The sequence below is a fragment of the Chloroflexus sp. genome (genome assembly GCF_049970315.1).
GTDB lineage: Bacteria > Chloroflexota > Chloroflexia > Chloroflexales > Chloroflexaceae > Chloroflexus.
In genome coordinates, this window is record NZ_JBMFNE010000024.1 from 42123 (window position 1) to 65069 (window position 22947).

Annotated in this window: 15 protein-coding genes; 11 read left to right on the forward strand and 4 right to left on the reverse strand. The window is 54.9% G+C overall.

The features are described from left to right. Positions 1 to 3: 3 nt before the first annotated feature. Together ACP5OT_RS14600 and ACP5OT_RS14605 are read right to left on the reverse strand one after the other, a co-directional pair. Complete coding sequence (locus ACP5OT_RS14600) at positions 4 to 3432, reverse strand: hypothetical protein (RefSeq protein WP_428132546.1); 3429 nt, start codon at positions 3430 to 3432, stop codon at positions 4 to 6. Beyond that, positions 3425 to 4354, reverse strand: coding sequence for a DUF4007 family protein (locus ACP5OT_RS14605; protein ID WP_428132548.1), 930 nt, complete (start codon positions 4352 to 4354; stop codon positions 3425 to 3427). Before ACP5OT_RS14605 ends, ACP5OT_RS14600 begins: the two co-directional genes overlap by 8 nt. 674 nt (positions 4355 to 5028) lie before the next feature. Here ACP5OT_RS14605 and ACP5OT_RS14610 point away from each other — a divergent pair. From ACP5OT_RS14610 to murI, 10 genes are all read left to right on the forward strand, one after another. Further along, positions 5029 to 8106, forward strand: a complete 3078-nt coding sequence (locus tag ACP5OT_RS14610) for an O-antigen ligase family protein (RefSeq protein WP_428112208.1) — start codon at positions 5029 to 5031, stop codon at positions 8104 to 8106. An 82-nt stretch (positions 8107 to 8188) separates the two neighbouring features. Continuing rightward, positions 8189 to 9580, forward strand: coding sequence for a DNA repair protein RadA (gene radA, locus ACP5OT_RS14615; RefSeq protein ID WP_424677330.1), 1392 nt, complete (start codon positions 8189 to 8191; stop codon positions 9578 to 9580). Positions 9581 to 9589: 9 nt separating this feature from the next. Next, entirely contained in the window at positions 9590 to 10690 is a 1101-nt protein-coding gene (locus tag ACP5OT_RS14620; protein ID WP_424677331.1) for a PIN/TRAM domain-containing protein, read from the forward strand. Beyond that, positions 10690 to 11157, forward strand: a complete 468-nt coding sequence (gene dtd / locus ACP5OT_RS14625; RefSeq protein ID WP_424677332.1) for a D-aminoacyl-tRNA deacylase — start codon at positions 10690 to 10692, stop codon at positions 11155 to 11157. Before ACP5OT_RS14620 ends, dtd begins: the two co-directional genes overlap by 1 nt. Positions 11158 to 11203: 46 nt before the next feature. After that, entirely contained in the window at positions 11204 to 11614 is a 411-nt protein-coding gene (locus ACP5OT_RS14630) for an anti-sigma regulatory factor (RefSeq protein ID WP_424677333.1), read from the forward strand. A 9-nt stretch (positions 11615 to 11623) separates the two neighbouring features. Further along, entirely contained in the window at positions 11624 to 12202 is a 579-nt protein-coding gene (locus ACP5OT_RS14635) for a SpoIIE family protein phosphatase (protein ID WP_424677334.1), read from the forward strand. 21 nt (positions 12203 to 12223) lie between these two features. Continuing rightward, on the forward strand, positions 12224 to 14866 hold the full coding sequence (locus ACP5OT_RS14640) for a GAF domain-containing protein (protein WP_424677335.1): 2643 nt from the start codon (positions 12224 to 12226) through the stop codon (positions 14864 to 14866). An 85-nt stretch (positions 14867 to 14951) separates the two neighbouring features. Then, positions 14952 to 15704: a gamma-glutamyl-gamma-aminobutyrate hydrolase family protein gene (locus tag ACP5OT_RS14645; RefSeq protein ID WP_424677336.1), complete on the forward strand. Its 753-nt coding sequence runs from the start codon at positions 14952 to 14954 to the stop codon at positions 15702 to 15704. Positions 15705 to 15716: 12 nt separating this feature from the next. After that, positions 15717 to 16472 (forward strand): gamma-glutamyl-gamma-aminobutyrate hydrolase family protein, encoded by a 756-nt coding sequence (locus ACP5OT_RS14650; RefSeq protein WP_424677337.1) that lies wholly within the window; start codon positions 15717 to 15719, stop codon positions 16470 to 16472. 6 nt (positions 16473 to 16478) lie between these two features. Beyond that, positions 16479 to 17285 carry a glutamate racemase gene (gene murI / locus ACP5OT_RS14655; RefSeq protein WP_424677338.1) on the forward strand — a complete coding sequence of 269 codons (807 nt, stop codon included), beginning with the start codon at positions 16479 to 16481 and terminating at the stop codon, positions 17283 to 17285. A gap of 57 nt (positions 17286 to 17342) precedes the next feature. Here the strand turns inward: murI and ACP5OT_RS14660 are convergent, their stop codons facing one another. Together ACP5OT_RS14660 and ACP5OT_RS14665 are read right to left on the reverse strand one after the other, a co-directional pair. After that, entirely contained in the window at positions 17343 to 19310 is a 1968-nt protein-coding gene (locus ACP5OT_RS14660; RefSeq protein ID WP_424677339.1) for a VanW family protein, read from the reverse strand. A 158-nt stretch (positions 19311 to 19468) separates the two neighbouring features. After that, the gene (locus ACP5OT_RS14665; protein WP_428132551.1) at positions 19469 to 22051 is read right to left on the reverse strand and encodes a GAF domain-containing protein; all 2583 of its coding nucleotides are present in this window, start codon (positions 22049 to 22051) and stop codon (positions 19469 to 19471) included. Positions 22052 to 22185: 134 nt separating this feature from the next. Between ACP5OT_RS14665 and ACP5OT_RS14670 the strand changes: the two genes are divergently transcribed. Next, the gene (locus ACP5OT_RS14670; RefSeq protein WP_428112215.1) at positions 22186 to 22749 is read left to right on the forward strand and encodes a disulfide bond formation protein B; all 564 of its coding nucleotides are present in this window, start codon (positions 22186 to 22188) and stop codon (positions 22747 to 22749) included. The last annotated feature ends 198 nt before the right edge of the window (positions 22750 to 22947 follow it).

A 22947-nucleotide genomic window follows, 5' to 3' on the forward strand; every position in this document is an offset into this window, starting at 1 on the left:
TCCTTAGGCTACCTGTTGCTCATTGAGCAGCAATTGCTGCAATACTTCCGCAAGTGCGCCGAGCTGTTGCTCCGTACTGAGATGCGCATAACGGTGTAAAAGTGCTTGCACCTCGCTGCGCAAGCGTTGGACATCGCTCTGCGCGGAGAGATGGATCACACGGCTCATTTCGCCATTGCCGTTCGTAATGCCGACTCGCATCACTTCACGAGAAGACGATGGCAACATTGGCGCAGTCACACTGAGTTCTTCCGCAGCGTGGAAACGGCGGGCGAGATCGGCAATTACCGCGTGAAACACCGGTACATCAGCATCGTGCCACTGATCAGGTGGTCGCTTTACGACCAGCGCGGCTACACTCAATGCCCACGCTTCACCATCAGGCACGGCTGTCTCAAGTCGGGCGCCGAGCGCGTGCAATTGGGTATCGTTGGTGAAAGCAGCAATGCGCTGGTATCGTTGCAGTAATTCACGGTGCGCTACGACGCCATCATCGCTAAGCCCGAATACGCGCATGGTACGCGCCAGAAGAGTGCGTCGCAATCTTGGAAAGGCTTCTTGCAGCTCACGCATGCTCTGCCGGAGCTGTTCGATGAACGTATGCATCTGCTCCAACGACACGGACGCATGCTCGGAAACTGGCGGTACATCAAACGCTAGCGGCAGCAGTTCAAACAACAATTCATCAGGTGCGCGCGCCTCGCGCAGCGCTTGCCGCACCGCTTGAGTTTGCGGACTAAGCTGCTTCGTTTGCTTGCTGTACGCCGGCAATTGATGATAGGTACGAAGCAAAGGCAACGCCACCGCTAGCAGCGCCGGTTGCACCTGATGCGTTAACGCTTGTGGCGCAAACGTCTCGGCAAGTTGGCGGTAGAAGACGAAACGCATGCCTTCGGCTCGGCAAAGACGAACGGCGAAATAGTCAGGCCGCGCTAAGAGACGCTCAAACATCGCCATATCAGGAACCGGAACATAGTTCCCGTGTTCGTAGAAGACCATCTCACCGGCGCGTGCAACATAGAAGGCGACAAATAAGATTGGGATGATACCGGCTTTGATGCCATAGGGAGGCTGCTGAAGCAACGTATACAACGCCGCAAGCGCCAATGACTGCGTACCAGCCTCCATCAATTTGGCTTCAATGGCGTGCCATACCGGTAATAGACGAAGCGGATCGGAGGGCGGTGGCGGGCCAATTTCCCATGTACCTTGCTCATTTTGGCGATGCAACCCACCACGCTGCAAAATGCTGGCATACATTGCCCGTTCCGGCGGATACCCTTGAATGCCGAGCAACGCTTGGTCTGCCTGCTCGAGCATTGCTACCACAACATTCCGGCGCGCTTTGGCCGCCGCTGAGGAAATGGCATCTCGCCCGACCAACTCATTCCATATGTGCGGCGCTAGCCGATAGGTTTCGTCAGCCACCTTGGAAAGCAGATCATCGATCTGCCGCGCATTTGCCACCGGTACGTGCTGGCCGCCGTAAAACCAGCGACTCTGCACGCCATACGCTTCGGCCAGCGTATCGCGCAATATCTGTTCAGCTTCGATCAACCGGCTATGGATCTCACGCCGTGCTACCCGATCGTGCTCGAGCGCTTCATGTTCCTCGGTGAGCATTCGTAATGCTGCTACATCTAGTGCCATTTCCCGCATTTCGTGAACATGGCACGGCAAAACAATAATCCGGGCCGTTTCCTGTCGCCGGTCAGGATGGCACGCCCAATGCTCTGCTCGGCTCAATTCTTCTTCATCAGATGGTACGACGCACAGCAATTCGCCGGCCAACCCTGCTGGTACGGTCATCGTATCGGCGAGCTGTTGCACATCAACATAGCGTACTGCAAAGGCGCGAGTAGCACCGGTGCGATAACTATGACGGTATGCAATCCGTGGCGTGGTATCGGCATACCGCATCAAAAGCTGGCACAGCGAATACCGCTCAGCGAGCGTGCGGCGCGCTTGTTGTGTCAGCAGCTCAAGATCAAGATCACTCCCTTCCCAAAGCACAAAACTATCGCGGAAACGCCGGTAGATAATATGCTGGCGCTTCTGCAACGTTGCCAACGCAGCAGCTACTGTTGGATCAGATGGATCATCGGTAAGCGCAAACGCAACGTGTGATTGGCAGGCACGCATGCCGGCAGCGCGTTCGAGCACCCCTAACACTCCTACCACCGTTAATGTATCAAGCAGCAGCGGATCAACGCCTGTCAAATCTGCACGCGCCTCTACCAACTCAGCCCAACGTCGCCCAAGGCTGCGGGCAAAGAGACGAGCACCCAGGTTTGTTTCAACATAATTGAACAAATGACTGAGACGGTATATCGGCACGGTACCATCCGGCGCCTGCCTCGTGACATCGCGCAAACCCCATGGCTCATCAGAAGCGAGAAACGCGAATAATGACCGTTCATTCTGCGCTAATTGGCGCACAATGCCGGGTAGAGCCAGCATCGTCATCGGGTGCAAGGGAAAACTGTCGGCCACGATCTGGCGCCATTCGTGGCTGCCGATTTCGGCTGGACGCAGCCCCAAAGCTTCTGTCAGCGGTACCATTCGCTCGGCCCACTGCAAGCGTTGCTCACGGAGCGGATCAGTCCCCGCCGGACGCAGCGCCGCCGCAATCAGACGCACCATCCGACTGAGCGGTTCTTGAAACGCGAGATCAACAAACCGGCCTTGCACCTTAGCCCACTCGATCCGGCGCTGCGCACCGGCATACACCGTGTAGTGCTCAAATGCTTGGTGCAGCATTGTTACCACGAGCACCGGCGCATCGCCGCTCCGCGCCGCCATTTCGGCGAGCGTTTGCAGGACAAACAAATCGCGCTCATCATCGTGGCGAGCGGCATAGTCAAGGTACTGCCCAAGTTCGTCAATGATGAGCACAAGGCCGGCATAATCACTGTGTGCCCGTAGATACTGAGCCGTCTGCTCAACGAGCATCGCTGTCTGCACCGGATCGAGCGCCGGTTCATGGAGCGCTTCCGCAATGTGTTGGCTCAGTTGCTCAGACACGTTGGGGTGCCATGTACGCAACGCATCGACGAGCGCTTGCACCAATGCACGCCGCAACGAGCTATTGTTGCCCGGAACTAACACCGGTACCAACGACGGTACATCAAGCGGCAATGGATGTTCATCAACATGCAGCGAACGAAGCAGCGTGCGGCGCGAGCTGGAATTACGCACCAAAAAATGCGTGAGAAATACGCCAAACGCCGACTTACCAGCCCCGAACGGGCCAGTAATCGAGAACGCGCGTTCACGGCTCTCAGGGTGCAAGCCACCAACAATACGTGCGGTTGTTTGCAAAACCAATGGTGTGACAATATAACCATCAAGCCGATGGCGTAGATCACGGAAATCATGGCGAATATGAACAGACCGCGTAAAACGCGCTGCAACTGAAATCAGATTAGGCATAGGTGTTTTCTGAGGCAAAGGCAGACTCGATCAGCTTGAACGCAAGTTGAGATTGACTCAAATCACGCCAGATGACTTGGCGAATACCGCCGCTGTCGCTATACGACGCGATACCGCCTGTAACCTCTTCTAACAGGAAGAGGCGACTGAGTAAACTATCCTCATCAAGCCGAAAGATGCGTCCGGGTGAACGCTCGCCATACGCCAGATCATTGAACGAGAGCGTTGCTCGTTGGTGCCAACGTGCTTGCCGGAACGCAGCAAGCGCTACAAGCGCGTTAGGCAGGTCAGGCCGCGCGCCGCTCGCCAATCGATAGCCTGACTGTTCGGGCAATGCCTGTATCAGGTTCAAATCCAAGAGCGGGCAATGCAATACCTCTTCGAGCGGTTGCGCACGTGATCGGGCCGGTGTGCGCACATAACAACGCACCATGCATTCAATATCTCTATTTAATGTATTTTCTGATGGTATTTTATTTATTTTCTGGTTTATGAAATCAATAATATTTGAATGAAGTGATTTGACCGTAAAATCTCCTCTTTTTAAGAGATTAAACGTGTAATACCATGTAAATGCCCGATCAGGGTTAGAAACGATTTGATAGTGCAACAGCCACCGCCCCGCTGCCGTAACCAGAAACGGATCCCATCCGTTATCCGCTAACAGCGCTGCACCCAATTCAGTCGCCCGCATATCGCCCGTCTCGGTGCGCTCGAAGAGATCGGTGGCTCGACCCCAAAAGCGGATTGACTGCGCCATATTTTTGCCAACACCGAGCAATATAAACGCATCATCCCGACGAAATAGATCGGGAATGTCTTGGAGGAGATCAAAAGCTTTCTTGAGCCAATTGCTGCGCGGGGTAAAGGTTTCATGACCGCTGAACGTTATGTTGGGCCAATCTTGGGAAGACGAAGACATATTTGGATCCTATAGCTTCAGCAGAAATAATGAACACCCATGATATTTTATCATCATATACTGCACCATTGCAACCCAATGTCACTGGATTCAGACGCCCTGCCCCCGCAGCAATCCCCTCCTTCAGTGCGAACCATGCTGAGCTTATCCCTCCCGCCCGCACCACAGCTCGCTCCACCACTGCCAACGACGCGCCATCACACCCCCATCTGTCACTGCTTCGGTTGGGCAGCATCCAGCAGGGCTGGCACCGCCCAACCGAAGCAATCTCCCTCTTCAGCACAACGCCTCGCAACAGAGGTTGAGGGATGAAAAAAACATGTAGCCGAGCACAACCATTGATTGATCGCTGTGCGATGCCGCAACGCCCGGCGCTACGCTCCCCTCTTTCGCGCCAGTAGGAGAGAAGCCGGGAGTGAAGGCAAAACGACGCTTTCCAAAGCCATCAACCACATCTGCGCTCATACGTTCTGTTTACCCTTGAAGGTCATCGCAAGGGTAGGGCCACCCCGCGCAGTGGGAAGCAGCCCATCTGTCACTGCAAGGGTAGGGCCACCCCGCGCAGTGGCGCGCCCCGCCCCTGAAGCAATCTCCCCCTTCAGCGAAAACGATGCCTTTCAGCAATAGCGTCCCGCCTTGACACCGCTCCGCTCGCCGTCTATACTCTCTGCGCTATGCGTACTGCACTGACCCGCTTTAGCTGGCTTGCTCTTCTCAATGCGCTGCTTGTCGCTGTGCTCGGCGTTGCCGTCTGGGTTGACAATGCCTCCTTGCGCGGTGTCGCCGAACGTTCGCCTATCGCGGCCCCCTTCCCATACAGCAACGGCCCCACCCTCGGTGTCAATCTGTTCAACCTTCATCTCGAACCCGATCCCGCCACTATTGACCGAACCTTCGCCTTTGCCCGCGATCTCGGTGCACGCTATGCCCGTATGCAGGTACCGTGGGATGACATCGAGATTCACGGCCGCGGTGATTTTACCGACCACCGTAACGCGGCGACGATCGGTGTGGTGTCGAGTTGGGCGAAGTATGACCGGATCGTTGCTTCGGCGGTGGCCCACGATATCGAGTTGATTATGCGCGTCGACCGGCCTCCCCTGTGGGCTTGCGCCGCTGCATGCTCGACCCCGGAATTTCAGGCCGGCCTGGCCATCGATGGCAACTCGATGGCTCCACCCGATGATCTGGCCGATTATGCCCGCTTTCTCGCCATCCTCGTTGAGCGTTATCGCGGACAAGTACGCTATTTTCAGATTTGGAATGAGCCGAATCTCAAGAATGAATGGGGTTGGCAAACACCCAAACCTGCCGATTTTCTCGCGCTGCTCCGCCTTGCTTACGAAGCAGTGAAGACGGCTAACCCCGATGCAGTCGTGATCTTCCCCGGTCTAGCTCCCACCGATGGCCTTGATCCGCGGGCGCCAATGACCGAGTTGGAGTACCTCGATGAAATCTATCGGCTTGGCGGCGAAGCCTATTTCGATATTATGGCTGCACAGAATTATGGCCTCGGCCAACCACCGAGTGAACATCGCTACGTCTTTTTGCGCGGACGCGACAATTGGCGCTGGGATCGTCCCATCGATACCCGCAACGATGTCAGCCGGGTAGTGCTGCTGCGCGAGGTGATGGAGCGCCACGGCGATCTGGCAACACCGGTTTGGGTCACCGAGTTTGGTTATAACGCTGCGCCGGATCGAATACCGCCTGAGCGTCGCTTTGTCTGGGGACCGCCGGTGGATGAAGCGACTAAGGGCGCCTATCTCACAGCCCAAATCGAGCGCGCCCGCCGCGAGTGGCCGTGGATGGGGGTGATGAATGTCTGGATGTTGCGCTACGGCGGCTATGCCGAGCCGCATCCTGATGATCCCACCCCGTACTTTGCGCTGGTGAGCCGCGATTGGCAGCCCTTGCCTTCGTATGCCATTCTGCGCGATTATGTCAAATCTCCCGCGGTTGCTGCCGTTGGCGTGCATCGCTGGGATCACCCCGCTGTGACGAGCACTGCTGATGGCTGGCAGGTGCGATTTGCCGGCACCGACATCGAGTTGCGTGGCGGCGCGCCGGCAGCGGCATTGCTCGATGGTGCACCGGTAGAACTAGCGGGGCACGCGCTGCGCGGTTTACCCGATGCGGTGCATACCCTCGAACTGCGTGGCGGTATGCCGCCAACCGAGTTTGTCGTGGTGCGGAGCTTGCCATGGCGTCCGCTTGCCGATTACGGGCCGTTGGTGCTAATTGTGGCTTTAGCGGCGACTGCTGCGCTGACAATGCGCACGGCCTTGCACGTGCTCGATCATCTGCTGATGCGTTGGCAAACGCTCCCTGCCCATTGGCGCGAATGGATCATCTTTCTCGCCCAAGGTCTCACCCTCGCAGTGGCCTATCGCGCTTCGGCACAACTCCCGCTCACGATGCTTGGTCTCCTACCGTTTATCGGTTTAGCTATTGCCTATCCTGCACTTACCGTGCGTTGGGTAGCTATAACGGTGCCACTCTACTTTTTGCCGAAAGGTCTGTTTGACGCCAGATTTGGCATTCGTGAGAGCGGCATCTATCTGCCACTCCACGAAGTAGTCTTGCTCATTGCCGCCATTGCGACGGTGGTACGCGACCGGTCACATCTCCTGTACCTTAATCCTACCATCCTCCGCTCGCGAACCACCCTCATCGCACTCACACCTGCGTTGCTCGTCTTGCTCGCCGGCGTATGGGGTGTGCTGATTGCCGAAGCACGCGGCCCCGCTCTGCGTGAGCTGCGCTGGATGATCGTCGAACCGCTGCTGTTTGCTGTCCTCCTCTGGTGGCACGAACGGCAAGGTCGCGCCGTTATTACGCCAACTCTTATCGGCTGGATCGCTGCCGGCGCCATCTCGGCACTGGTAGCGCTTGCTCAAGCCGGCGGGATCAATCTTGTACCGTTGTTCGGTGTCAAAATCGGGTATAGCGAAGACCTGATTGCCACCGAAGGTGTGATACGCGCCACCGGTTTCTACGGTCATCCCAACAACCTCGGTCTGGCGATGGGTCGGGTCTGGCCGTTAGCGGCAGCACTGGCGTGGGCTGCATGGCAGCGGCAACGACGTTGGTTGGCAATGGTGTTGGCATCCTGCGCAATCCTTAGCCTCGCTGCCCTTGGCGTTTCATTTTCCCGTGGGGCATATCTCGGCGCAATCGTCGCCGGCGGGGTACTACTCTTTTTCGCCACACCCCCGCGCTATCGTCGCCTGTCGCTGATCGCCGGTGGCGTCGTCATCGTTCTCGCAGCCGGAGCTGGCCTTACCATTGGTATCGAACGGCTTAGTCTCATGACCGGTAGCAGCACTATTCGCCTCGCCACATGGCGTGCTGCGTTCGCAATGTTGGTCGATCATCCGCTGGGGATAGGACTCGATCAGTTTCTCGTTGTCTATCCTCGTTACATCGATCCGACCCTGACGAATACCAACGAGATCTACACTCCCCATCCGCACAATCTGATCCTCGATCTCCTCTTGCGAGGCGGCCCCCTGCTGCTCATCGGGTTAGGCTGGGCTACGTGGTGTATGATCCGTACCGCAGTTCGCTACCCTACCCTACCACTCGCTATTGGGATTACCGCAACAATGACCGGGGCACTCGTGCATGGATCGGTCGATGCGTTCTATTTCTGGCCTGATTTGGCGATGAGCTTCTGGCTCCTCGCAATGAGTAGCCGAATCGGGCTAAGTTCATTAGCGCTTGCTCAATCATCGCCGGCTCAAACATAATGTACCAAGACCGTTCCGCCACCGGAAGCCCCCATTACCTGGACATGCCATCGGTGAGCAAGCGCGGTGGTATAATGAATATATGGCAAAAATACGTACTATCTTCGTCTGTCAACAGTGTGGTGCTCAGCAGAGTCGCTGGATGGGCAGATGCCCAGAATGCGGTGCATGGGATAGTTTGGTTGAGCAATTGATCGCTCCTGCGCGCGCAACCGGTACCGGTCGCCCGACTGTTCTCGGCCAGAACCAACCCACGCGCCTACGCGATATTCCACTGGCCGATTTTCAACGATTACCTGTTTACGCTGAAGAGTTCGCCCGCGTCCTCGGTGGTGGGTTAGTTCCCGGTTCAGTCGTCTTAATCGGTGGTGATCCCGGTGTTGGAAAATCGACGTTACTCGGCCAAGTGGCCGCCCATTTTGCCGCCAGTGTTGGCCCGGCCCTGTACGTCAGCGCCGAAGAGTCGGCTCAACAGATCCGTATGCGGGCCGAACGCCTTGGTCTTACCGCTGATGACCTCTTCGTATTGGCCGAAACATCGCTTGATTTGATTATCGAGCACATCCGTACCTTGCGCCCACGTCTGGTGATCGTCGACTCGATCCAGACCATCTACCTGCCCGAATTGACAAGCGCTGCCGGCAGTGTCTCGCAAGTCCGCGAAGGTGCGCTGCGCCTTATGCAACTGGCGAAAGAGACGGCGATTCCGATAGTGCTAGTCGGTCATGTTACTAAAGAAGGGGCAATTGCCGGCCCGCGCGTACTGGAGCATATTGTCGACGTCGTGCTCTACCTCGAAGGTGATCGATTTCACCAATTTCGTCTCTTGCGCGGCGTGAAGAATCGCTTCGGGAGCACCAACGAGGTTGGAGTGTTTGAAATGGCCGGTGATGGGTTGCGCGAAGTACGCAACCCATCACAAGTCTTTCTTGCCGAACGCAATACCCACAGTCCCGGCTCCACCGTCGCCGTGACCCTCGAAGGGACTCGCCCATTGCTGGTTGAAGTGCAGGCCCTCACTTCTCATACAGCCAATTCCCAACCTCGCCGCACGACCAATGGCTTTGATCTGAATCGGTTGCTGATGCTGACCGCCGTGTTGATGAAGCGGGTTGGCTTACCACTGTTTAATCAAGACCTGTACGTCAATATTGTCGGTGGACTACGGATTAGTGAACCGGCTGCCGATCTCGCCGTGGCATTGGCAATTGCCTCTTCATACCGCAATCAGCGCATCGATCCCGACGTGGTCTGTCTTGGTGAAGTTGGGCTATCGGGAGAATTGCGTAGCGTGAGCCAGATCGATCGTCGCCTCAGCGAAGCGGCCAAACTCGGCTTCCGCCACGCAGTGGTACCGTCCCATACGACGCTCGAAACACCCCCCGGCTTGACAATCACGCTGGTGCGCTCGCTGACTGAAGCCGTTGAACTCCTCACCCGCAAACCTAATGCATCGCAGACTGAAACCGATTAAGGGTGAGCCATGCGACTGAGTCTCGACTTTATCGTGCGTTGGCTCGGCTTCGGCTGGATGGCCTATCTCGGTTTTTTGCTAGGCCGTACTCTTTCAGGCCCCAATCCGAATGCAGAGCAGGTTTGGGCAACGGCACTCCTCACGATCGCCGGTGGTTCGATTGGCCTCATTCTCACCCAGCGCTTAATTATCAATCCGCTTCGCTCACTTTTTCGCCAAGCCCGCACGGTGCCACTCAGCGACGTTATATTGGTGATCATGGGGTGTATGTTCGGTCTATTCGCCGGCGTCTTTGCAACTGTTCCATTATCTACATTGCCCGCACCTTACGGTAACGTTTTACCCACTATCGTTACTGCGATCTTTGTCTACTTTGGTGCATCGATTTTGTATTTGCGTAAACGTGACCTGATGGAGTTGATCGCTCTCTTCCGTCAACAACGCGCGGCTTCCACTCCACTAGCGAAACCTTCGCCTGAAGCGGTATCGCCGATAGCGCCAGAAACACCTCAACGTCGGTACTTGCTCGATACGAGCGCAATCATTGACGGTCGCATCGCTGCTGTCGCCCGTACCGGATTTTTAGAGGGAATGTTCTTGGTGCCTTCGTTTGTTCTTACCGAACTTCAGATATTGGCCGACTCGAACGACGATCTCCGCCGCCAAAAGGGACGTCGTGGGCTTGAGTTGCTTAATCAGATGCAGCAATCGTCACCTCTGCCTATCGAGATTATCAACCACGATCTACCCGATGCCCTGCGGGTTGACGACAAACTGATCGAATTGGCGCGCCAATATCACTGCCCGATTATCACCAACGATTACAATCTCAATCGGGTCGCCGGTCTGCAAGGGATAACTGTCCTGAATATGAATCAGTTGAGTGATGCCCTCCGCCCACCGGTTATGCAAGACCAACGACTGCACGTGCTGATTCGCAACGAAGGTAATACGCGCCAGCAAGGGGTTGGTTATCTCGATGATGGTACCCCGGTGATCGTAGAAAATGCCCGTCATCTGATCGGGCAAACGATTGAAGTGATTGTGACCCGCATTCACCAAACCCAGACCGGTCGCCTGGTGTTTGCCGTCCCAGTTGAGGAGGAATAATGCGTGCCGTCATTCAGCGCGTCACTGAAGCATCGGTGACGGTAGCCGGTCAAGTTGTCGGAGCGATTGGCCCCGGTCTCCTGATTCTATTAGGTGTCAACCAGACCGATACGCGCGACGATGTTGCGCTCCTTGCCGAAAAAATTGCCCATCTTCGTATTTTTAGCGATGAAGAAGGCAAATTTAATCTCTCGCTGCTCGATACCGGTGGCGCTGCACTGGTCGTGTCACAGTTTACCCTCTATGCCGACACCCGCAAGGGCCGCCGTCCGAGTTTTACCGCTGCTGCTCGACCCGAAATCGCTGCCCCTCTGGTCGATGCGTTCACCACAGCGCTACGTACATACGGCATCCCGGTTGCTACCGGCGTCTTTGGTGCTATGATGCAGGTTGCCCTCGTCAACGATGGCCCGGTCACGATCGTGATGGATAGTGCCGAATTACGCTTACCACGTCGGGTAAAGTAGTTGTATGGTTACACCCCCTTTCTCCAATTCCGGTATAATGAAGGGTATGGAATCGATAACGTTTCGCGTTCAGCGTGAAGCAGATATCTATGTTGCGCTGAGTGCCGGTCGCCGACTCGCTAACGAACTACAATTTAGTGAGACCGACCGTACTCGGATCGAAATCTGCATTCTCGAACTGGCGCACAATCTGATTCGTCACGCCGGTGGCGGGGAGATCACGCTTGCCCAGGTTCATCGTGATCCCGCCAAGATCGGGCTGGCCGTAGAGTCACGCGATACCGGTCCCGGTATCCCCGATGTCGAGCTGGCCTTGCGTGATGGCTTTAGCACAACCAACTCGCTCGGTGCAGGCTTGCCCGGAGTACGCCGGTTGATGGATGATTTTTATATTGATTCGACACCCGGCGTTGGAACAACGGTCCGGGCGGTGAAATGGCGAACAAGCCACCGTTGATGAGGCAGTATGACGATTACCTGGGGAGCGGCGCTGCGCCCAAAACTAGGCCAGCATGTGAGCGGTGACGCCTATCTTGTCTTACCATACGATACCGATCAGGTGCTTGTGTCGGTGATCGACGGGTTGGGTGGTGGTGAAGCGGCTGCCGACGCAGCCCGCCGTGCAGTCACCGTATTAGAGAGCCATCCAAACCTTGATCTAAATGACTTGATGCAACGTGTCGATCGCGCCCTCTCCGGTAGCCGTGGTGCGGTGATGGCGCTGCTGAGACTCGACGACCGTAACCGCACGGCAGAATTCGTCGGTGTCGGTAATATCGGCGTCCACGTGCATAGCAACCTCGTGATTAAACCGATCTCGAAAAATGGCATTGTTGGTTATCGTTTACCCCAACTCCTACGGCTCACGTACACCTACAATTCGGGAGACATTTTCGTTTTATACAGTGATGGCATCACCAGTCGGTTTGTTACCGAACCGCTACCCGATCTACACCAACCGCCACAGCAGATTGCTGAAGAAATCCTGACCCGCTTCGGCAAAGAGAACGATGACGCAACCGTTGTGGTGGTACGCTGTGAATAACGGAAGCCTCCTGGCGCACATATGAAACACGTCTTAAGCCACTGGTTACAAATGCAGCAGAACAATCTGTTGCAATGGTGGTCTCATCTACACGATGTCACAACAGGTTCAGTGGCGATTCTGTCCTACCTTGATCCTCAACGGTTTGCTAGTGCGCTCACTGCTGCGGCGAATGGCGATGACCAATCGCTCCGTGCGTTGTTCAGCGAGTTGATCGCCGATCAAAGCGATGCTGATTTGCCCACGCTTGTGCGCCATCTCAATCAGTTGCATCGGATTGCACGCACAGCCCTGCTGCACGATAATGCCGATCCGGCTACGATCGATTCGCTCGCCCAGTTGTTTGAGCACGCACTTGTAATCCTGGCCGAGGTGTGGTCGGAACACACGAACCAATTGATCCATGAGCGCGAATTTATTGCCGCTAGTCTCGATGCTGCCTCAGCCGCCGCCGACCATCGTGCCCTGCAACTCAAGGCGCTGAACGATATTTCACAACGTCTTTCGGCAACGCTCGACCATGATGCATTGATCGAGATCGTGATCGATAGCCTACACCGCCTCACCGATGCTTATCACGTTGCCCTTTGGCTGACCGATAGCGACCGGCGGTTCCGAGTAGTTGCCTGTCGTGGGAGCACCGAAGGGCCTTCAATCGGGTATGTCTTACCGGAGACCAACCCGGTGATCCAGGCTGCATTTACCGGTACGTCTGGCATGTTTTGGCCGACTGCACCAACCGATCCCAGCCATCAATGGCTTTTAGCCGGATGTAGCGTGCTGGTGATTCCAATGACCGGTGGCGAAGGGGTGATCGGTGCAGTGACCCTGCAAGAGCGGCATAATCCGCTCGATCTACGCTTTATGCAGGATTTGGCGCAGAGCATCGCCAGCCAAGCTGCAATTGCATTGCAGAATGCCGATTTGTACCATACGATCCGGACCCTCAACGCCGAACTTGAGCAGCGCGTTACCGAACGAACACGCGAATTGGAGGAGGAGAAAGATCGCCTCGCGACCCTCCACGCGATTGCCTCTGAAGTAAATCGCTCGCTTGATCTTGACCTTATTTTGAATAATTCGCTCGAAATGCTGGCACATATTGTGCAAGCTGAACATGCCTCGATCTTACTCACCGAGGAGGAATCACCGAGCTTGCTGGCAACACGGGCTATTTTGGGACGGAAAGTCACCCCGGATAATACGGTTCGTTTTGCAATTGGACAGGGAATTGCCGGCTGGGCCGCTCAACACGGGCAGACGGTGTTGGTGAACGATGTGCAACAAGACGATCGGTGGGTAACGATACCCGGTAGTAACCGCAAGCGTGAAGGCTCGATGATCGCGGTCCCACTCTTCGTGCAGGGTGAGGTGCTCGGTGTGATGACCCTCTCCCATTCGCGCCCCAACTTTTTTCACGAAGGGCACGTGCGGTTGCTCAACGCCTGCGCCGGTACCATCGCGATTGGGATCAACAACGCGAAGCTGTACCGGATGATTATCGATGAGTCGAACCGGCGCTCTGAATTGCTCGAACGTCAACAGCGTGAGACGAGCCAGATTACGGCCATCCTGCAAAGCCTGCTCGATGGTGTACTGGTATGCGACATCAACGGTAGTATCCTCAGTGTGAATCAGGCAGCCGGTCGCATTTTGCACCGTCCGATGGAAGAACTCCTGCTCTGGAATATGCACGATCTGATTCAGCATTGCCTCAGCACCCACGCCGCGGACTTGCCGCTCGAGGAACTCTTTCGTCGGCCGTTGACCACCGATGGCACACCGCGCACCTTTTCGACGACTACGACAATTGGGAATGCGACGATCAATGTTTCACTGAGTCCGGTGCTCAACGAAAATGACCGTACCCTCGGTGCGTTGCTGGTACTGCGTGATATTACCCGCGAGGTCGAGGCCGACCGGATGAAAAATGAGTTTATCGGCACGATGTCGCACGAACTACGTACCCCAATGACAGCCATCAAAGGGTTTACCCAGTTGTTGGCGATGGGTGGTCTTGGTCAGTTGAATGACACCCAACGCGAGTTTGTGAATACGATTTACAATAATACCGAGCGCATGATCAACCTTATCAACGATGTGCTCGAAATTACCAAGATCGAGTCGGGTAGTATTCACCTCGAATGGCGCTCACTCCATCTTGCCGAGGCGCTAAGTGGTGTGATTGCCGAATTACAATCGCACATTAGCCAACGCCAGCATCAATTGACTATTTCGATTCCGCCCGGTTTACCACTCATCCGGGCCGACGCAATGCGCTTACACCAAATCCTCTATCACGTGCTACTCAATGCCGTAAAGTACACTCCTGCCGGTGGCAAAATCACCATTGCCGTCCGCGAAATTCTGAATGTTGATTTTCCTGAACCGGTGCGCAGTACCCTGAATACGAATCACCGCTATTTGTTGCTCAGTATCAGTGATACCGGTGTGGGGATTCGCCCTGAAGATCTCCCGCGCATTTTCGACCGCTTCTTCCGCGCCGAAAACCCGCTTAAAGTAGAAGCCGGTGGAACGGGTCTCGGTCTGTCGATTGTTAAACCACTGGTGCAGTTGCTCGGTGGGCACATCTGGGTTGAGAGTACAGTTGGTCAAGGGAGTACCTTCTCTATTGCGCTCCCGGTTGCTGCCGAACGGGCTTAATCAACCTCTCGACCGATGATTCACAAGCGTCTTGTGTTATAATGCGCACTCATAATAACGAATCGCTACGATGGAGGAAGCGCGCATGACGCCTCTGATTGGAATATCGTGCGGTACTTTCCACGACCGCGACTGGTGCCCACCTTCTTATGGTCACCGCAAAACCTACGTTGATGCTGTGCTGCGCGCCGGTGGCGTACCATTACTCATCCCACCACTGCTCGACGCAACTGCGCTGCGCACCATTTACGACCGTCTGGATGGGTTGCTCCTCGCCGGTGGTGGCGATATATCGCCTAATCACTACGGTGACCAACCTCACGAGCGACTAGGTGTGATCGATCTGCCTCGTGATATGGCCGAATTGCGCCTTGCACGCTGGGCCACCGCCGATCATAAACCGTTGCTCGGTATCTGTCGTGGTGTCCAGTTGATTAATGTCGCACTCGGCGGCTCGCTCTATCAGGATATTCCTTCGCAAATCGGATCAACCATCGACCATAACGAGTCGTATGCGCGCGAGGATTGGACGTTTCTGGCCCATACAATGACCATCGCTCCCGATGCCCGCCTCGCCTGCTTCTTGGGGACAACCGACCTGATGATCAATTCGCTCCACCACCAGGCAGTCCGCCGCGTGGCCCCCGGACTACGCGCCGTCGCGTGGGCGCCAGATGGCGTGATTGAAGCCCTTGAAAGCGAAGATACTCGGTTTATTGTCGGTGTGCAATGCCATCCTGAAGCCCTCCAAGCTGAGACCGATCCACGTTGGCAGGGCCTCTTTGCGGCTTTCGTTGAAAGTTGCCGTGATATGCACCGCCAAAGCCGAGCAGCCTGAACAGATAACCAAATGATGATACACTCACAACGTCCCCTCATCGGTATCACGCTCATGTCGAGCAGTGTAGGCGCTGATGACCGCGAGTTGCAGGCAGTACGTCCTACGTACTTGCGTGTCCTTGAAGCAGCCGGCGCCGTTCCACTGATTATCTACCTTACCGATGACCTCGACGTAATCCGATTCCTGTATGATCGCTGCGCCGGTATTCTGTTGCCCGGCGGCGATGATGTCGATCCGGCCTATTACGGTGAAGAACCACATCCGCACCTCGGCACAGTTGATCGACAACGCGATACGGTTGAGTTGGCGCTCGCACGCTGGGCCACTACTGACGGTAAACCGCTGCTCGGTATTTGCCGTGGCTTGCAAGTGATTAATGTTGCACTCGGTGGCTCACTCTACCAGGATATTCCTTCTCAGGTCGCTACCACACTCGATCATCGCGCCAATACCCGTACTCGTGCCTGGACCGAACTCACCCATCCGTTGACTATCGTCCCCGACTCACGCTTGGCAACCATCTTGACCACCGAACACATTGGCTGTAATACGATGCACCATCAGGCGGTCAAGACTCTCGCTCCCGGTTTGCGCCCCGTCGCTTATGCCCCTGATGGAATTATTGAGGCATTTGAGACGACCGACGATCATTACTTGTTGGCCGTTCAGTGTCACCCTGAACATCTCTGGGATACTAGTGAACCGCGCTGGCGCGCCCTCTTTACCGATTTTGTTGCTGCGTGCCGGCAATGGCAGCGAGCTTGATGTCGTATGATTGGCATTTTCGATTCCGGTCTCGGTGGACTAACGGTAACACGGGCTATCCGTGAACGATTGCCAACCACCGATCTCCTCTATCTGGCCGATAGCGCCTATTGCCCGTATGGTCCACGTCCGGTTGAGGAGATACGTGCGCGTACTCTTGCCTGTGGACAATGGCTGGTCGAACAGGGTTCACAGATCGTGGTGGTCGCTTGTAATACAGCGACGGCCGCCGCGATTGAAGTGTTGCGCAGTACGTTGCCGGTGCCGGTAGTAGGGATGGAACCGGGCGTCAAACCAGCGGTCGCTGCTACGCGCCGCGGCAAAGTGGCGGTAATGGCGACCAGCGGTACTTTAGCCAGCGACCGCTTTCGTGCGCTGGTCAATGCCTATGCCGCTGAGGTCGAAGTCTATGCGCTGGCTTGCCCTGATTTAGTCGAGCAGGTTGAGGCCGGTGCAGTTGCTGATGAATACACTAAAACGCTCATCGCTAACCACCTTGCCGCTGCCACTGATGCAGATGTGATCGTGTTGGGATGTACCCATTTCCCCCCACTGACCCAACTTATTAGAGCGTGCGCCGGTCCAGAGGTAACGATTATCGATACCGGACCGGCCGTTGCTGCCCAAACTGCTCGCATCGCCGAACGAATTGGGCTTCCCCACGGTGAGGGAACGCTACGCTGCTTCACGACCGGTGATCCGGAAGCAATTGCGGAAGCGCTCGTTCATGTATGGGGTGAACCGCTCTCCTTAACCGCAGTGCAGATTGAGTCTGGTTCGACCGCACCGTCGCTTGTCACCCTGTTGAGATAACCGTATCAAAAGTAATCAGTTGGGGCAACCATCTTGATGATTGCCCCAACTGGCGTTTTACTCGGTTACGCTTGGTGCCGGCTCAACCGGTGGCTGTTCTGGCGGTGGTAACTCTTCAGGTGGTGGGGTTGGTGTCGGCAACGGTTTGCCATCTGGCCCTAGATCCGCCGGATTGTACTCAAAGATATTCGGCCACGGTTTAAATCGCGTCACAAACTGGCGACGCTCGATCTCCTTGCCATCGGGGCCGAGCACAATTCGCGTAAAGAGAATATCCATACCACCGCGAGCTGTATCACTTTGCCGTGGTTGACCGACCGGCCGATTCGGTGACGCAACGTAGACCGGTTCTTCCGGTGGTGGCGTGCGATTGGTGATAATCGGACCTTCTAGCAACACCTTTCGGCCTGTGTCCGGGCCATACAATCGCACCTCAGCCAAATGCCGGTGCGTATCTACGAGCGTCTGGATCAAAATCCATCCGCCGGTATCGTTGAGAAACTTCAGATCGGGGCCACCGGTAAAAATGGTTGCATCCATACCCGGCCCATCGCCATAGGGTCCAAACGCATAGCGATCGTACCAACTTATGTAAAATGAGTGCCCCCACCGTTCGGTAATCGGTAAACCGGCCCAAAATGCCGCCCGAAACATGGTGGTGCTATCTTGACAAATCCCGCCACCCCACTCCAATTGGGTACGATTTTGGATAATCGCGTACCCTTCGACAAAACCGTTTGAACTATCGATCCGACCAACTGTCTGATTGAACGAGAATTCTTCACCCGGGGCAATTAACACACCATGCAATAAGCGCATCCCGGCCTGAATATTAGTAACGCGATAGGCCGCCGAACCGGTAAAATCACTGCGACCAACACCGATCAAGGTGGTAATCCCCAACTGATCGAGATTCGCAGCGGTAATCGGCGGTGCGATCTCACGGAATGCCACAGTGACCGTGCGCTGTTCGGCCGGTTTTGTCAGGGCGTCCAACACGGCGGCAAACACTTGCTCTTCATCGATCCGTCGTCCTGGTTTCCCCTCTTGAAAGATCTCTAAACGCCCATCGTTCCAGTTCAACCGAGGATACGTACCTTTTACTTCAGTAGCATCACCGATCTCACGGATTTTGGCCCGTACTAGTTCGTGATCGATGCCCACCACCAGTCGATCACCGGCCGGATCGGGAATGCGCTCAACTCGCACTATCCGCGCCAACTCATCAAGTGACCACACAAATGGCCGACCATCGATGAGCAGCGTGATCGGCCCGGCCAGCAACGCTGCAATGCGATCTTGAGCTACAATCGCCGCATCGTCACGCAATGCCGGTTCTAACGTGCGCGTGCGCAACGCTATCGTATCGGGATTGAGATCTTGGAGAGCAGCTACTATCTCGTGGAGTGTGTCATTAACCAACACTTGCCGACCGACGGCACTTGGCTCCACCCGCACCGTTGTCTCGTGCAGCACGAGTCGCGCATCCACCGCCGGACGTTCAACCTCGGCAACCCGCTCGAGTAGGTAGCGTTGGAGGGCATCTTGGTCGATGGAGAGATGTAAAGGTAACTCCAGTCCACGCTGCCACACTGCACCGATCTGCTGTAGATTGGTGAACAGATCGTGACCACGACCAACGGCAACGGCTTTGTCAACCGCCTCATCAATCGCTAGTTCGGCACCCAACTCGGCAAGTGTCGGTGTCCATGTACGACCACTGTAGGTCAACATGACCGGCTGGGCCAAGAACGGTGCAAAATGAGCTTCAATTTTTGCCCGAGCTTCTTCACGGGTGAGACTTCCAACGGGTACACCATGCACGGTAACATTCGGGAGGATGCGACCGGTATAGTTGCGTTCAAAGTACAGCATCCCACCGATGACACCCCCCCCACTCAAAAGGGCTATCAAGAGCAACCATTTTACAATCTGCCATGCGCTGTGCTGCGCCCGTTTGAACGCACGCCGTGATGATACCGGTGGTTGAACTGCTTGATCTGGCCAGTCCACAGCATCGGGCATCGCTGATGCCAAAACTTCTTTTGAACCGTGTTCGTGTGCTGGATTGAAAGGCTGCTGGACCGACACCCAAACCTCCTCCCCTACCATCTTTCTTTTGTCTGACACTTTACTATACCGTTGCCACCAAGACATGTCAATAAACGTCATCTGATAAATTGCTAGCATCTCTGTTTTCTCAATAACTCGGCCCGGATCTCGATCAATCGCTGCACCACCGACCATAACTCCTGTGCCCGAAACGGCTTTTGTAACGTTGCAGCCACCGATACCTCACCAATACTCGCTGCTTCCACCGGATACCCACTGATCAATGCTAAGGGGATGCATGGGTTGCGTTCGGCAATCTGACGACAAACTTCATAACCACTGATGTCGGCGAGCGTAATATCAACTAAAGCACACGCAATTGCCTGCCCTTGTGTCACGAGTTGCAGCGCTTCACTGCCATTGACCACCGCCTGCACACGATACCCGGCATGACGCAACAGCCGTTCGATGAGTGAGTGAACATCGTTGTTATCGTCAACTACCAAGACGCACGGTGGCTCGCTACTAGCAACAGGTATCGGTAGCACCCCTTGTGCGGTGCGTGGCTGCCAAGGTGGGAACAACACGGTGAACGTACTCCCTTCTCCGGGTCGGCTCTTGACTTCAATCGCACCGCCATGCTGGCGAACAATATTCAGGACACTCGGTAATCCCAATCCATGCCCACGCACTTTTGTAGTAAAAAATGGTTCAAAAATCCGCTGCCGCAGTGCTGGATTAATTCCACACCCGTTATCGTGTACTGCCATTGTCACATACTCACCAGAAGTGAGCTGGTGGGGAGAGATGAAATTGGTGAATTCACTTACCCCTATCTCTCGCAAGGCTGTCTGTATGCAAATGTCACCGTTACGCTCCGGTAATACATCAACTGCATTCATAACGAGATTCAACAGCACTTGTCGAATCTGTACCGGGTCGGCCCGAATTGGTGGCAAGGCCGGATCGAGATCGAGCCGTATCACAGCGGGACGGTTCAGCATAGTTTGCAAGACCGGTATCGCTTCCTCAATCAACCGGTTCAGATCAAGTTGCTGTAATTCAACTGGATCGGCAGCCGCAAACCGTAACAATTGCTGCACTAATTCGCCGGCTTGCTGCGTTGCCGTAAGGAGATTTTGCAAATAGTGATCGGCTGAATTCGGTACTGCCGCGGTATCTTTAAGAAGATGAGCATTACCTTGAATCACACTGAGAAGATTGTTAAAATCGTGTGCGATCCCACCCGCCATTATCGCCAAGCTCTCTAACCGCTCAAGGTCTTGCAAACGGCGCTCATACCGCAGCAACTCCTCTGTCATCTCCCGCTGCTCGGTCAAGTCTTGGCAGACCAGTAACAATTCGGCAAGTTCACCGTTCAACTGTCGTCGACATGTCACCGTCCACTTCAAATAACGTTCGCCATCTGCCGTGCAAAAGGTTGTTTCAAACGATTGAGTACTCTCACCCTGCTTAACTTCACGCACCAACGCTACAAACAGCGGTCGTTCGGCTTCCGACAAGAGGGTTGTTACAAAATCGGCTCCGATCATTTCACTGCGCATGCGCCCAAAGAGCTGTTCCGCCATACGATTGAATTCGGTGATGTGCAACTGCGGATTGAGGCAAATGATCGCGTTACCGGCCAGTTCGATCAGAGAGCGAAACCGCTCAAACGTTTCTATCATGCGGGCAAACAACATCGTATTGATCAGAGCTATGCTAATCTGATCGGCCAGTAATGAGAGCAAAAAGAAGTCTTCGTTATCAAGTGCAGGATTGCCGAGTGACTCGACAATAATCACACCGACAAGCTTCGCCTCACCGTGGCGCAACGGTACCACAATACATTGGGTTGTTCCCGGACACATCTCAATAAAATCAGGGTCACCCGTTGCATCACGCACAAACTCAGCTTGACCGGTGCGCATTACTCGCCCGGCTACCCCTTCATGCAACTGGATGACCGGCAATACCTGATCGTAACCGACCACCGCTTGCAGCCGTAATACACCGTCTTGGAGCAGGTAAATACTTACCAGATGATACCCAAAGGTACCGTGCAACTGCTGGACGACTAACTGGCAGAGCTTTTCGGTATGCAATACTGAATTGACTAAACCGGCAACCCGTTGCACGAGCAACAATTGGTCGAGACGACGCTGCATTGAGCGATAGAGGAAGAGATTCTCTACGGCCAGTGCTAGCCGTTTAGCTATCTCAGTAGCTAAGATGAGATCATCTTGCGTAAAGTGCCGCTGCGAGGGGGCGGTAATGAGCAAAACCAATACTCCTACCACCCGATCTCGTACCCATATCGGCAGGGTCAACAATTGGCGAGGCTTGATTTGTCGTACAAGCTCGCGGTAAGCTGGCGAAAAATTCGGATTCTCACTATAATCGTCCGGGAGATCGAGCAGCAAAAGCGGTTGTCCGGTAGTCAATACCTGTACCGGCGGCGAGTACGTCTCTTGAAGAACTGCCTCTTGGATAAGTCGAGCAGCTAACGCCTGCTTGCTTGGATCGGCACAGACTACGGCAACGCGACGCGGTTGGTGGTGTTCATCACGGATGATGATAATGCACCAATCACCTAACAAGGGGACAAGACGACGGGCAATCTGTTGAAACGCCTCAGACCGACTTAACGAGACGAGCAATGAGCCGATATCGGCGAGTAAACGAGCCTGAGTTGCGTTCCATCGTTCTCGCATCATTCAACCGTAACATGTACATTATATGCCCGATAGGAGTAAGTATACTCTTTATTCGTTATCACTTCAATCATTCAGCTATTGTTTGATGATACAATGTTGATAGGATGAAAAGTAGTTTGTGGAGTTCAGTGATGAATCGCGCTCAATCCTTAGAGTCGGCAATAACGACTGCTCCGGCTGGCATACTCGACTGGCTTACTTTCAGTTGTCGCCATATCGCGCTCCTGGCAGCAATGATTGCGACCACAGGTAGTTTGTTTTTTAGTGAAGTGTTGCGCTGGATTCCATGTGAATTGTGCTGGTATCAGCGGATTCTGATGTATCCGCTGACGGTTATTCTTTTTGTTGGGATTTGGCGTGACGACCGTAAGGTCTATCTCTATGTATTGCCGTTGGCCCTCGGTGGGATTGCGGTTTCGCTCTACCATTACCTGATGGTGATGTTGATCATTCCGCCAGCCCCTTGCGCCGGTGCGGTACCGTGTGCTTTCGATTATATTAATATTCCCGGTGTCTTGAGTTTTCTCAAGATTCCATTTTTGGCTCTCGTTGCTTTCATGATTATCAGTGTGATGATGGCTAATCTGGCCCTCGCCGATCTACCCCCTGCGCATGGGCGTGCGGCCCGTATCGCCGCTGTGGCGATTGTAATGGTGACGAGTGCTGTCTTTGTTGGGTTAGGCATGATGATCTAACATTCTGCACACTGTTTCAGAACTCGCTTGTCATTCTATGAATGACAAGCGGTTTTTTTATTATTTACCATAAAATTCCTACCCGTCATACGACCCCATTGTCATTTCGAGGGCGCGCCAGCCCCCGAGAAATCCTGTGTGTGGGGAAGAATGACGAAGATTTCTCGCTACGCTCGAACTGACAAAGATGTCTCGCTG

Coding starts and splice junctions, on each gene's coding strand:
- ACP5OT_RS14650 (WP_424677337.1), top strand. CDS start 15,717: ATGATGATACACTCACAACGTCCCCTCATCGGTATCACGCTCATGTCG.
- ACP5OT_RS14640 (WP_424677335.1), top strand. CDS start 12,224: ATGAAACACGTCTTAAGCCACTGGTTACAAATGCAGCAGAACAATCTG.
- ACP5OT_RS14610 (WP_428112208.1), top strand. CDS start 5,029: ATGCGTACTGCACTGACCCGCTTTAGCTGGCTTGCTCTTCTCAATGCG.
- ACP5OT_RS14620 (WP_424677331.1), top strand. CDS start 9,590: ATGCGACTGAGTCTCGACTTTATCGTGCGTTGGCTCGGCTTCGGCTGG.
- ACP5OT_RS14665 (WP_428132551.1), bottom strand. CDS start 22,051: ATGCGAGAACGATGGAACGCAACTCAGGCTCGTTTACTCGCCGATATC.
- radA (WP_424677330.1), top strand. CDS start 8,189: ATGGCAAAAATACGTACTATCTTCGTCTGTCAACAGTGTGGTGCTCAG.
- ACP5OT_RS14605 (WP_428132548.1), bottom strand. CDS start 4,354: ATGTCTTCGTCTTCCCAAGATTGGCCCAACATAACGTTCAGCGGTCAT.
- ACP5OT_RS14670 (WP_428112215.1), top strand. CDS start 22,186: ATGAATCGCGCTCAATCCTTAGAGTCGGCAATAACGACTGCTCCGGCT.
- ACP5OT_RS14645 (WP_424677336.1), top strand. CDS start 14,952: ATGACGCCTCTGATTGGAATATCGTGCGGTACTTTCCACGACCGCGAC.
- murI (WP_424677338.1), top strand. CDS start 16,479: ATGATTGGCATTTTCGATTCCGGTCTCGGTGGACTAACGGTAACACGG.
- ACP5OT_RS14600 (WP_428132546.1), bottom strand. CDS start 3,432: ATGCCTAATCTGATTTCAGTTGCAGCGCGTTTTACGCGGTCTGTTCAT.
- dtd (WP_424677332.1), top strand. CDS start 10,690: ATGCGTGCCGTCATTCAGCGCGTCACTGAAGCATCGGTGACGGTAGCC.
- ACP5OT_RS14635 (WP_424677334.1), top strand. CDS start 11,624: ATGACGATTACCTGGGGAGCGGCGCTGCGCCCAAAACTAGGCCAGCAT.
- ACP5OT_RS14660 (WP_424677339.1), bottom strand. CDS start 19,310: ATGCCCGATGCTGTGGACTGGCCAGATCAAGCAGTTCAACCACCGGTA.
- ACP5OT_RS14630 (WP_424677333.1), top strand. CDS start 11,204: ATGGAATCGATAACGTTTCGCGTTCAGCGTGAAGCAGATATCTATGTT.